Source organism: Pelosinus sp. UFO1, from assembly GCF_000725345.1.
Classification (GTDB): Bacteria; Bacillota; Negativicutes; order DSM-13327; family DSM-13327; genus Pelosinus.
The window spans coordinates 1,677,113-1,689,342 of sequence record NZ_CP008852.1; the positions used below are offsets into that span (position 1 = coordinate 1,677,113).

A 12,230-nucleotide genomic window follows, 5' to 3' on the forward strand; every position below is an offset into this window, starting at 1 on the left:
CTAAGGAGAATGTGTGTGATAGAAGGACAAAATAATCTTAAGAAAAATTTAGGGCTAGTCGCAACAATTGCTCTAGTTATTGGTATGGTTATCGGATCAGGAATTTTTATGAAGCCTGGAAAGGTAATTTTGGCAGCTGGTGATTCTACAATGGCCCTTATCGCTTGGGTATTGGGTGGTGTAATTACCTTGGCTGCTGGTTTAACAGTCTCTGAATTAGGTGCCCAAATTCCTAAAACAGGGGGACTGTATACGTATTTGAATGAAGTATATGGAAAAGTGTGGTCCTATCTATATGGCTGGATGCAAACGATAATATACGGCCCAGCTACAATTGGAGCTCTTGGATTGTACTTTGCCTCTCTAATATTGCCTTTCTTCGGCATTGATGAAGGCGCAAGGTTACCTATTGGAATAGGTGTCGTATTTTTCATGACGGGTCTAAATTGTTTAGGTACAAAATACGGTGGTTTTATTCAGACCGTAGCTACTATTGGAAAACTGATTCCCATTGCGCTTATTGTAGTATTTGGGCTCTGGAAAGGGAATGGACAAATATTCGGTATGACTAGCGGGGTTAGCCCTTCAATTGGTATGGGAGCAGCAGTTTTGGCTACATTATGGGCGTACGATGGTTGGATTGGAGTAAGTTTCGTAGCAGGAGAAATGAAGGATCCAGGAAAACAATTACCAAAGGCTATTATTGTTGGATTGGGAATTGTTATAATAGCGTATATTACAATCAATATGGCCATTATGCACGTGTTACCAGCAGCAGAAATTGCTTCCTTAGGAAAGTTAGCGGCGAGTACTACAGCAGGATTATTATTTGGTGAAATGGGTGGTAAATTAATTAGTATCGGCATTTTGGTATCTATTTTTGGTGCTTTGAACGGATACATTTTGACAAATGGTCGCGTTCCTTATGCGATGGCATTAGAAGGGCAGCTACCTGGTTCTGCTATATTCTCTAAAGTTCCTAATTCAGTTGGCACACCCGTAAATGCCATGTTACTAGAAGCTGTCTTGGCAACCATTTTGATGATATTTTGGGATCCTGATAGTTTGACGGATATTGCGATGTTTGCAATGTGGACTTTTTACGTATCTGCATTTGTTGCTGTTTTTATATTACGTAAACGTCACCCGAATACTGTCCGGTCTTATAGTGTACCAGGTTATCCTTTCGTACCGATGATTGCAATAGTAGGTGCATTCTATATCATCTTTAATATGTTTATAGATAAGCCAATGGATGCTATGGTAGCAATCGGTATTACCTTAATAGGTTTGCCTATATATTGGGTAATAAAATAAAAAATCAGTAGTAAGGCTTGCGCTTTACTGCTGATTTTTTTTAGGTATCTTGATAAAGCCTTATTATTAGTTGATTAACTAATAATAAGGTTGGCGATTACTCGATTGCGACCTTGGTTTTTTGCTTGATAAAGTGCTTTATCCGCTATTTCTATAATTTTTTCCATAGAAGGAAGGGTCGGTGTGATTGCAGGATCATAGGTAGCAATCCCCAAACTAGCTGTAATTTTTCCCGTGTTGGTGTCAAGATTATTAGGAAATTCTTCACCTTCAATGATATTACGTAGTTTCTCCCCAATAAACTTGGCCTCACTGCTATTACATTCTGGTAAAATAATGCTAAATTCTTCACCACCATAGCGAGCTGGCAAATCAATAGTGCGTACATTATTTTGGAGTATTCTTCCGATTTGGCTTAATAATTTATCACCAGTAACATGGCCATAAGAGTCATTATAAACTTTAAATTTATCAAGATCCAGCATAATTAAGCTTAGTGGAAATTTTAGGGATGCAGCCCGTTTTAACTCAATCGTTAAAAACATATCAAAATTACGGCGGTTGGCTAAACCTGTTAAGCTATCAGAGAGGGCCATAGACTTAATATGATTATACAAATGGGCCTTTTCTAAACCAAGTGCAATCTGTTGTGACATTAAAAAGGCGAAGGAAATACGGTTTAGACGTTCTGGAGCGACAAAATGTTGCCAACCGAGGAGTATCAATCCCATTAGATTTTTCTCCACAGCAATTGGCATGACCATCATATAGCGAGACGCATTTTGATCGTATAACTCGGCAAAAGGAGCAAAGGCATTGGCGGTTGTAATACATGGTTTGAGGGTTAGAATTAAAGATGCTAAGGTGGGATATAAGTTTAAATCAAATGTTGGAAGTTTATAATTGAAATTTATAGAAGAAATCGTAGTAAAGGTTTCTTTGTTAGGACTAATTAGTAGCCCAATGGCTACATCCGAATTAAGTGCTTTCATAACATGGGAAGTACATTGTTCGATGATCGTATTTGTGTCAATTGTTGTTGATGTTGTATGGGTAATCTCCGAAAGAAATTTTTCTTCTTCAAGATGGAGTTTGGTTTTTTCAAAAAGCATTGCGCTGGCAATGGCCGTTCCTGCATAACGGCCAAGGGCTGTTAAAAATCTTATATCACTTTCATCAAAAGCACTAATTTCCGAAGAGTAAGCTTCAATAACGCCAATGACTTGGTTGTCGTGGATTAAAGGCGCACAAATTAAAGACTGGATGCTAGAAAAAATGAGTTGTGGCTTTTCTATATTAGGATGTTGTGATAAATCATTTATAGAAAGTGCGACGTTTTGCGCAATAACTTGCCCTCGCAAACAGTGATTTAAGGGGATAACAGTTGGAGGAGTATTAATCCCATAAGTGGCAACGACTTGAAGATGAGTTTGATTCGTGGATATTAAGCCAATTAAACTTTGTCTGGAATGCATTAAATCAGTGATCATATCAGCGATCGCGTCAAGAGTATCCTTTACATTTAGTTGTGAAGATATAATCGTTCCTATTTTAGATAATGTATCTTCTAATAAATTGCGTTGCTGTTCTGATTTTTTATATAATTGTGCATTGTTGACAGCGAGTTGCTCTAGTTGTTCTTTTAATTTGAGTAATTGCTCATAGGGATATTTGATTACAAAATTAAACACGGCTTGCAGGATAAAATAATAGGCAAAACATTTACATAGATGGGCTAAAAAATTTTCTTGAACTGGACCACCGGTAAGATAAAGCAGATTTACAAGAATGCTAAAAAACAAACCTTTTTGGATGTAACTGCGGGTAAGATATTTTTTGTAATTGCGAAGTAAGATAATCAGGGTAAGAAGGTGAATGCTCAGGGTTACATATAGAGTAGCGATAACTAAGGGATGGGAATCATTTGTAATGTAAATAATGGAAGGTAATACATCAAAATTAGTAAGATTATAACTGAAATTAGTAAGTAATCCAATAAGCAGACCGATTAATAGCAGTGTTGCAGTATAGAGCAACATGATATCAGTAAATTTAGGCGTTTTTAGCGTAAGACTCATGCCGTATAATAGGGCAGAGGCCCAGATTATACCGGAAATCATCCAATAAATAATCCAATTGTTTTCGGTGGGATTATTTGAAGAATAGGAAATGAGATGCAATAAATCGAGAATGCTGGTACATAATATAAAGAAGCTTACAATTTTACCTTTAATATAGTTATGGCTGTCAGCACTTTTTCGAACCCCATGCCAGGCAATAAATGAAATAATAACTCCGACTACAATTGTGAAAATTTCTAATAGACTGTTTACTGTGACCAGCATTGTTGTCACCTCTTACGTAAAGTGATTTTAGTCTATCATATGCTAATGTATTAGAAATGTTTACACTCTGCTGCTAGGAAGGAAAGCGTCGTATAAATTCACAATAGATGGGTGAGGTACTAAATGGATAAACTTTGTCCTATTTGTAATGGATTGCAAGAGCTGAGAACGCAGTGCCCCAACTGCAATAGGCTGTTAGTAGATGGAGGAAAGCTTCAAAACTATGTAGGCCCTTATAGCCCTTACATGGAAAGTCATATTGGGGAACAATGTGTACATTTATTGTATTGTAAAGAATGTGGCTACGATGTTCGCATCGCGTTTGATTTATTAATTATATAAGTTAACTTTCGGCTGTGAAAACTATTTTAGATGGATAAAAATCTAGTAAGGGTAAGATACTAATAAGGAACATAAATTCATAGATACAAATCCTTCATACACTAACTGTCTGAACAAAGGTAAATATAAAAAAGGAGTGAAGCATGAATGACAAATCCTGTAGTAAAGTGTACTGTTGATCAGTGTACCCATTATATGCCAGGTGATCAATGTATGGCGGCTAAGATTAGTATTTATAATGAAGAAACAGGTACTTCAGACACATCAAAGGACACCCAATGTAAATCCTTTCATCATCGTAAGACAATGGGCGACATGTTAGGAGCATTTCATAATGCGAATATTGGTGGTTCCCTATCAGCAGCTTTTATTGAAGGCACTCAAATAACTCCTGTAGTTGAATGCTTTGTTAACAATTGTAATCATTGGAACGACAATAATGTATGTACTGCTACCAATATAGACGTGTTTGGTGAGAATGCTGGCAAAACAGATGATACAGATTGTAAAACTTTTGAAAAGAAAAAATAATCATAAGAAAAGACTTGGCTTGCGCCAAGTCCTCGGACGCAGGCAGAAGCCTTAGTCGTTCTTACTTGGAATCAAGAAAGTGTTATACTTCTGATTCCGTAAAAAATACCGAAGGCTGCAATTAGCCTTCGGTATTTTTACGGAATGATTAATGTTTATGATGGCAACCGCAACCAGGATGATGAGCATGGTGATCAGCCTGCTGTTTTTGTGCATCAAATTGAACTTTTACTTGATTTTTAATTGTATCAATGTATAGACGTCGTAATTTAGTTTGCTCCACGACCTCCTCTTCTGTTAGTTGCCCTGCCTTTTTTTTTCTTCCTAACTCGTTAATTCTGGCGATAATTTCAGGTGTTATCATATTAATACAGACCTCGCTTTTTATTTATGTTATTATTTGGGTAAGATGTTCTAACGTTTTACAAAAAGTTTATAATTATATTTACCGTTTGTAAAGTAGTTACAATAAAAAGTAAAGGATGGGGTATAGATATATGTATGATTTAATTATTATTGGTGGCGGACCAGCAGGACTAACGGCAGCTGTATATGCAGCACGTAAAAAGATGGATACCCTATTATTAACAAAAGAATTTGGCGGACAGCTTATGTGGACAAAAGAAATTGAAAATTATATGGGATATCAATTTATTAGCGGCCCTGAGCTGATGAGTAAATTTGAAGAGCAGGTAAAACGCTTTTCCGTATTAACAAAATACGAAGAAGTAAATAGTCTAAAAGTGAGAGATGATGGCACCTTCTTAATTAAGACAGAGGAGGGCGAATACGAAGGTAAAACGGTCATTGCGGCAATGGGTAAGCGTCCAAGAAGATTAGAGGTACCTGGGGAAATTGAGTTCACTGGTCGAGGCGTTAGTTATTGCGCTACTTGTGATGGGCCTTTGTTTGCTGATAAGGTAGTAGCTGTTGTAGGAGGCGGTAATTCTGCTGTCCAGGCAGCCTTAGAACTTAGTGGTATAGCTCCCACTGTATATTTAATAGTTCGGAATAATACTTATAATGCGGATCCAATACTTCTAGATAAGATGAAAGCAGCTAAGAATATAGTTGAAATGAAAGGTTATATTTCAACGGGGATTTTTGGTGATGAATTAGTTGAAAAAATCTCAATTAGCGAAATTGCCTCAGGAAAAACTCAAGATTTGGCCGTAGAAGGTGTCTTCGTAGAGGTCGGCTTAGAACCTAACTCTGAATTTCTAGAAGATATAGTAGCAATGAATCAAGAAGGGGAACTGGTTGTCGATTGTCGTTCTAAAACCAATATTCCTGGATTATATGCAGCAGGAGATGTAACAAATGGTCCCGATAAACAAATTGTAATTGCAGCTGGAGATGGCGCTAAGTCGGCTCTTATGGCTTATGATTATTTGCTACATAGAAAATAAGGTGAAATAGAAATATTACAAATAAAGAAATTCTATGGGCATATTTGTAATGTGCTCTATAGAATTTTTTATAATCATGTGCAAGGTTTAAATTGTCGGAAAATATAAATATTAGGATAGGGTATTGGCTTTTACAGTAAATGACGTATAATATAATAATATCTTAAGGTTACAAATGTACTTGTAAAGTAGACGAAAATTAAAAAAATACAAAAATGTACATGGAGTGTGGGAATATGAAAGCAGTAATTACAATTGTAGGACAAGATCGGGTTGGTATTGTAGCTATGGTCAGCGAAATTTTAGCAACAAACAGTGTAAATATTTTGAACATCAACCAAAATATTTTAGAAGGTTTTTTTAACATGGTAATGATTGTTGATATGGGAAGTAGTAAGATTAGTTTAAAGGAGCTGCAGCAGGTTCTTAAAGGAAAAGGGCAAGAACTTGGACTGGATATTAAATTGCAACACGAAGATATTTTCCAAATTATGCACCGAATATAACAGTAAGGGGGAACGTTGATGTTAACAATTCAGGAAATATTAGAAACGAACCGGATGATAGAACAAAACAATTTTGATGTTCGCACGATTACATTAGGAATTAGCTTACGGGATTGTTGTCATCCTGATATAAAAGTATTTTGCCAGAATGTGTATGAAAAAATTACTCGTGCCGGAGAGCATTTAGTACGTACGGGCGAGGATATTGAAGCTGAATATGGAATTCCCATTATCAATAAACGTATATCTGTAACACCGATTGCAATCGTTGCCGAGAGCTGTCATACAGACAGTTACGTTCCAGTAGCCCATGCTTTGGACGCTGCGGCAAAAACTGTTGGTGTTAATTTTATTGGTGGTTTTTCTGCCTTAGTCGAAAAGGGTTATACAAAAGGGGATCGAATACTCATTCAATCCATTCCAGAAGCCTTAGCTCAAACAGAGCGGGTATGTTCTTCCATCAATTTAGCCTCGACCAAGGCTGGTATTAACATGGATTGTGTCCGTGAAATGGGACAAATTATTAAGCGTACAGCGGAACTTACTAGTGATCGTGATGCTTTAGGCTGTGCAAAGCTAGTAGTATTCGCTAATGTTCCGGAAGATAATCCTTTTATGGCTGGTGCTTTTCATGGTGTTGGTGAAGCAGAAAAGGTAATTAGTGTAGGGGTTAGTGGTCCTGGTGTGGTAAAAAGGGCCTTAGAAGAAGTAAGAGGAAAAGATTTTAGTGCTGTTGCTGAAACAATTAAGAAGACAGCCTTTAAAATTACTCGAGTAGGGCAACTCGTAGCACAAGAGGCTTCTAGGCGTATGGGGGTTCCTTTTGGTATTATTGATTTATCTTTGGCTCCTACACCAGCAGTCGGAGATAGTGTAGCTCACATCTTGGAAGAAATGGGTTTAGAAAGCTGTGGCGCTCCTGGAACTACTGCAGCCTTAGCTATATTAAATGATGCAGTCAAAAAGGGCGGGCTAATGGCGTCTTCCCATGTTGGCGGACTAAGTGGGGCTTTCATTCCTGTCAGTGAAGATGCAGGCATGATTGCTGCTGTAGAACGTGGCAGTTTGACATTGGAAAAATTAGAAGCCATGACTTGTGTCTGTTCTGTAGGACTCGATATGATTGCAGTATCTGGAGATACTTCAGCAGCTACTATTTCTGGTATTATTGCTGATGAAGCTGCTATTGGCATGATTAATAATAAAACCACGGCAGTACGTATTATTCCTGTACCTGGGAAAAAAGTTGGTGACAGTGTAGAATTTGGCGGTCTTTTAGGATATAGCCCAATCATACCTGTTAATACATTTAAATCAGATGACTTTATTGCCCGTGGTGGTAGAATTCCTGCACCAATCCGCAGTTTGACAAATTAGTAATATTGCTTTACATTAAAGGATAACCCTTTCTAATGATAGAAAGGGTTTCTTTTCTACTTAAAAAAGTTTAATTTGGAGGATTTATGCGTATTACAAAAGCCATCAAACAACAGATGTTGTCTATATTAGAAGAGTGTTACCAGGGGACATCTACGGCACTACATTATTCTTCTCCATTTGAATTACTGATTGCTGTAGTGTTATCCGCTCAGTGCACTGATGAACGGGTAAATATCATTACGGCCCGTTTGTTTCCAGAGTATAATACGCCAGCAAAAATAAGAGATATGGGCAAAGATAAATTAGAAGAGTATATTAGAGATTGTGGTTTATTTCATAGTAAAGCGCGGAATATCTTAGCTACTTGTGAAATTCTATGTCAAAAATATAATGAAGAAGTGCCACAAACCTTTGATGAATTAATTACACTTCCGGGTGTTGGCAGAAAAACAGCTAATGTAGTTTTGAGTCAGTTATTTAATATTCCGGCCATTGCTGTAGACACTCATGTATTTCGTGTATCCAATCGCTTAGGGTTAGCAAAAGGGGAAACACCGATTGCCGTTGAAGAAGGTTTAATGAAAGCAATTCCTAAAAACCAATGGAGTGATGCCCATCATTGGCTCATATGGCATGGACGAAAAGTATGTAAAGCGCGCAAACCTGCTTGTGGTACCTGTCCATTAGTTGCGATTTGTCCGAGCAAATGTATTTAAAGACTGCAAGGGATCCTATAGAAAGTTGTGATTTTCTGTAGGAGTGATATAATATGAAAGTAATTTAATCGGCAGGGGGAATAAAATCATGTCTAAAAAGATCGTAAGTATCCTACTTATTTTATTTGTACAAGTATTTCTAATTGCAGGATGTTCCGGTAATACCGGAAATTCAAGCAGTCAGCCAGTACCTGAGAGTACACCAAAACAAACAACTACAAAGAAGAATAGTATAGCAAAATTTGAAACTTCAAAGGGTAATTTTACAGTCGAATTATTTGAAGATAAAGCACCTGTTACTACGAAAAACTTTATTGATCTAGTAAACAAAAAATTCTATGATGGTTTGATTTTTCATCGGGTCATTGACGGTTTTATGATTCAAGGTGGCGATCCTAAAGGTACTGGTACTGGCGGACCGGGCTATACCATAAAAGATGAGTTTCACCCTGATCTAAAACATAATAGCGCGGGGATTCTTTCTATGGCTAATGCAGGACCGAACACCGGTGGTTCCCAGTTCTTTATTACCTTAGCACCTACACCCTGGTTGGATAACAAGCATGCTGTATTTGGCAAAGTGATTACAGGGTTAGATGTTGTGCAGGGAATTGGTAAAGTGAAAACAGGTTCCATGGATAAGCCTGTGGAAGATGTTGTAATCAAGAAAATTACCATTGAACAGCCATAAAAAATGCCTTATACCTACATTGTCCAGTGCGCTGATGATACCTTGTATACTGGTTGGACTGTTGATTTAGAAAAACGAATGATTGCCCACAATAAGGGTATTGGCGCAAAATATACCAGTAGTCGTATTCCAGTTGTACTTGTATACTGGGAACAGCAGGAGAGTCAAAGTACAGCACAGAAAAGGGAAGCGAGTATAAAAAAACTTACCCGTAGTCAGAAGCTGACGTTAATTCGAGAGTTTACCAATGAAGTAACATAACGTAGAAGATAAAAACGCAAAGTAAGCTTGCAGGCAAACTTACTTTGCGTTTTTTGATTCAAGGAAGTTAATGAACGATTTTTTTTGACACAATGCGTTTTACAAGCTACAATAATAAAGAAAAATTTAAGCAATGCAGGTGAATAGATGTGAGTGTATTAACAGTAGAAAATGTAACACATGGCTTTGGTGGCAGACAAATTTTAGAAAATGCATCCTTTCGTCTCTTAAAGGGAGAGCATGTAGGATTAATTGGGGCAAACGGTGAAGGTAAATCTACCTTCTTAAATATTATTACGGGACAGTTAATGCCTGATGAAGGTAAGGTAGAATGGTCGAACCGAGTAACAGTAGGTTATTTAGATCAGCATACAGTACTACAAAAAGGAAAAAGCATTCGAGAAGCTCTTCGTGAGGCTTTTCAAGGTATGTTTGATCTAGAAGCTGAAATGCTGGGGATTTATGATAAAATGGGAGACGCATCACCGGCAGAATTAGATAAGATGATGGAAGATGTAGGCGAGATTCAAACTATTTTAGAGTCTAACGGATTTTACATGATTGATGCAAAAATTCTAGAAGTCGCTAATGGTTTAGGGTTAGCTGATATCGGCCTTGACCGAGATGTAGCTGATTTAAGTGGTGGCCAAAGAACAAAAGTATTATTAACAAAGCTATTATTACAAAATCCAACGATTTTATTATTAGATGAGCCAACTAACTATCTAGATGTGGAACATATTGAATGGTTGAAACGTTATTTGAAAGAGTATGAAAATAGCTTTATTTTAGTTTCCCATGATATTCCTTTCTTGAATGAAGTTGTTAATGTTATTTATCATGTAGAGAATACGATTTTGACCAGATATACTGGAGATTACGAGCAATTCCAACAACTTTACAATATTCGCAAAGGTCAGGAATCAAAAGCTTATGAAAGGCAGCAGCAGGAGATTGATCGCCTAGAGGATTTTATTTCTCGCAATAAGGCGCGTATTTCCACAACTGGCCGAGCAAAAAGCCGACAAAAACAGCTTGATAAAATGGAAGTACTAGAAAAGCCAAAAGAAAAACCAAAAGCAACCTTTCAATTTAAGGAAGCTAGAACACCTAGCCGTATGATTGTAGAAGCAAAGGATCTGGTATTGGGTTATGATGAACCATTAACTAGGCCTGTTACCTTTCAGCTAGAGCGGGGACAAAAAGTTGCAATTCGTGGTGTCAATGGGTTAGGTAAAACCACATTATTAAAAACCATACTAGGAAAAATTCAGCCTGTAGCCGGTAAAGTAGAACTTGGTGACTTTTTGTATCCTAGTTATTTTGAACAAGAATCCAATCGTAATAATAACAATACAGCGATGGAAGAAGTATGGGAAGAATACCCGGGATTAAGTCATTTTGAAGTGCGTCAAGCCTTGGCACGCTGCGGCCTTACTAATGATCATATTACGAGTCAAATGATGGTACTAAGCGGTGGTGAAAATGCAAAAGTACGTTTATGCAAGTTAATGTTAACCGAAGCAAATTGGCTTGTAATGGATGAACCTACCAATCATTTAGATGTGGATGCCAAAGCAGAGTTAAAGAAAGCGCTAACAGAGTTTAAAGGGACAGTACTGTTAGTATCCCATGAACCAGAGTTCTATGAAGATTGGGTAACACATATTTGGAATGTTGAAGATTGGACAACTAAAGTCGTTTAACTTGTCAAAAAAGGCTCTTCCTTAAAGGAGAGCCTTTTTCTTATGCTGCAATAACAAATTAAATAAAACAACTGGATAATTTAGGAATATTGCAGGATTTTAGGTAAATATAGCGAAATAACGGACTAAAGGATAGAAAGATGGAGGAAAGTAATATGGTTAGCAGATTCAAAATATTGGTTGCAGGAATTTTATTTTGTACAATTCCAGTGTTAGTATATGCGGCCCAAGCTCCATTTAGAGAAGGGGATCAAGGGGCGGAAATTGCATCCATACAGATAAAATTAGCAGAGAAAGGCTATCCGATTACCAAAGCCGATGGAAAATTTACGGCAGAAACCACAAAGGCTGTTATTGGATTTCAAAAGAAAGAAAAGCTTAAAGCAGATGGAATTATTGAAGAAAAGACCTATTTTACTTTAATGGGCAAAAACATAAAGAGGAACAACGAAAGTGCCAACGAAAAAGCAAAGCAAATTACAGATACTGCCTTAGGGTTTGTTGGAAAACCCTATAAATTTGGTGGTAGTACACCCAGTGGTTTTGATTGCTCAGGATTTGTTCAATATGTATTTGCTAAAAAAAATATTACACTGCCACGTACTGCCGATACCCAATTTAAGATAGGAAAAATAGTACCCAAGAACAAGTTAGGGCAGGGAGACTTGGTTTTTTTTAGTACCTATGAACCTGGTGCCTCTCATTGTGGCATTTATTTAGGGCAAGGTAAATTTATTCATGCATCGAGTCATGGTGTCATGGTCAGTCAATTAGAGGAGACTTATTGGAAGACTAGATACATAGGCGCAAGACAAGTAATTTAGCTAAAAAAGTAGCACTTAAAAATAAAGATGTCTTTTAATGCTTGACACTTGTGTAAAGTTTTGTTATATTATCATTAAATCAATAACGAAGTGTAAATACGATGAATAGGATAAGTAAGTTAGTGGCATTTTACAGAGAGCCAGGGGGCGGTGTGACCTGGTAAATGTGCTGATTGAAATACACCTAGGAGTAGCAGGTTGA

The 12,230-nt window shown here is 37.2% G+C and carries 12 protein-coding genes and 1 other annotated feature (1 of these 13 cut by a window edge); of the genes, 10 read left to right on the top strand and 2 right to left on the bottom strand.

The window, feature by feature from the left end; translation table 11 throughout:
- Positions 1-9 precede the first annotated feature (9 nt).
- Positions 10-1,317 carry an APC family permease gene (locus tag UFO1_RS07595; protein ID WP_173406212.1) on the top strand — a complete coding sequence of 436 codons (1,308 nt, stop codon included), beginning with the start codon at positions 10-12 and terminating at the stop codon, positions 1,315-1,317.
- A gap of 74 nt (positions 1,318-1,391) precedes the next feature.
- On the opposite strand, the gene UFO1_RS07600 is transcribed toward UFO1_RS07595, so the two are convergent.
- Positions 1,392-3,662, bottom strand: a complete 2,271-nt coding sequence (locus UFO1_RS07600; RefSeq protein WP_038669782.1) for a diguanylate cyclase — start codon at positions 3,660-3,662, stop codon at positions 1,392-1,394.
- A gap of 489 nt (positions 3,663-4,151) precedes the next feature.
- Between UFO1_RS07600 and UFO1_RS07610 the strand changes: the two genes are divergently transcribed.
- On the top strand, positions 4,152-4,535 hold the full coding sequence (locus UFO1_RS07610; protein ID WP_038669786.1) for a DUF1540 domain-containing protein: 384 nt from the start codon (positions 4,152-4,154) through the stop codon (positions 4,533-4,535).
- Positions 4,536-4,683: 148 nt separating this feature from the next.
- On the opposite strand, the gene UFO1_RS07615 is transcribed toward UFO1_RS07610, so the two are convergent.
- On the bottom strand, positions 4,684-4,899 hold the full coding sequence (locus UFO1_RS07615; protein WP_038669788.1) for a DUF896 domain-containing protein: 216 nt from the start codon (positions 4,897-4,899) through the stop codon (positions 4,684-4,686).
- A 133-nt stretch (positions 4,900-5,032) separates the two neighbouring features.
- Here UFO1_RS07615 and UFO1_RS07620 point away from each other — a divergent pair, with 133 nt between their 5' ends.
- From UFO1_RS07620 to UFO1_RS07655, 8 genes are all read left to right on the top strand, one after another.
- On the top strand, positions 5,033-5,944 hold the full coding sequence (locus UFO1_RS07620; protein ID WP_038669790.1) for an NAD(P)/FAD-dependent oxidoreductase: 912 nt from the start codon (positions 5,033-5,035) through the stop codon (positions 5,942-5,944).
- Positions 5,945-6,180: 236 nt separating this feature from the next.
- Positions 6,181-6,450, top strand: a complete 270-nt coding sequence (locus UFO1_RS07625) for an ACT domain-containing protein (protein ID WP_038669792.1) — start codon at positions 6,181-6,183, stop codon at positions 6,448-6,450.
- Positions 6,451-6,468: 18 nt separating this feature from the next.
- On the top strand, positions 6,469-7,827 hold the full coding sequence (locus UFO1_RS07630; RefSeq protein WP_038669794.1) for a PFL family protein: 1,359 nt from the start codon (positions 6,469-6,471) through the stop codon (positions 7,825-7,827).
- Positions 7,828-7,913: 86 nt separating this feature from the next.
- Entirely contained in the window at positions 7,914-8,546 is a 633-nt protein-coding gene (gene nth / locus UFO1_RS07635; protein WP_038669796.1) for an endonuclease III, read from the top strand.
- A gap of 88 nt (positions 8,547-8,634) precedes the next feature.
- Positions 8,635-9,237, top strand: coding sequence for a peptidylprolyl isomerase (locus tag UFO1_RS07640; protein ID WP_038669798.1), 603 nt, complete (start codon positions 8,635-8,637; stop codon positions 9,235-9,237).
- A 3-nt stretch (positions 9,238-9,240) separates the two neighbouring features.
- Positions 9,241-9,498 carry a GIY-YIG nuclease family protein gene (locus UFO1_RS07645; protein ID WP_038669800.1) on the top strand — a complete coding sequence of 86 codons (258 nt, stop codon included), beginning with the start codon at positions 9,241-9,243 and terminating at the stop codon, positions 9,496-9,498.
- A 149-nt stretch (positions 9,499-9,647) separates the two neighbouring features.
- Positions 9,648-11,204, top strand: a complete 1,557-nt coding sequence (locus UFO1_RS07650) for an ABC-F family ATP-binding cassette domain-containing protein (RefSeq protein ID WP_038669802.1) — start codon at positions 9,648-9,650, stop codon at positions 11,202-11,204.
- A 155-nt stretch (positions 11,205-11,359) separates the two neighbouring features.
- Positions 11,360-12,028, top strand: a complete 669-nt coding sequence (locus UFO1_RS07655) for a C40 family peptidase (protein WP_038669804.1) — start codon at positions 11,360-11,362, stop codon at positions 12,026-12,028.
- A 92-nt stretch (positions 12,029-12,120) separates the two neighbouring features.
- Positions 12,121-12,230, top strand: a binding site (T-box leader); it runs 141 nt beyond the window's last position.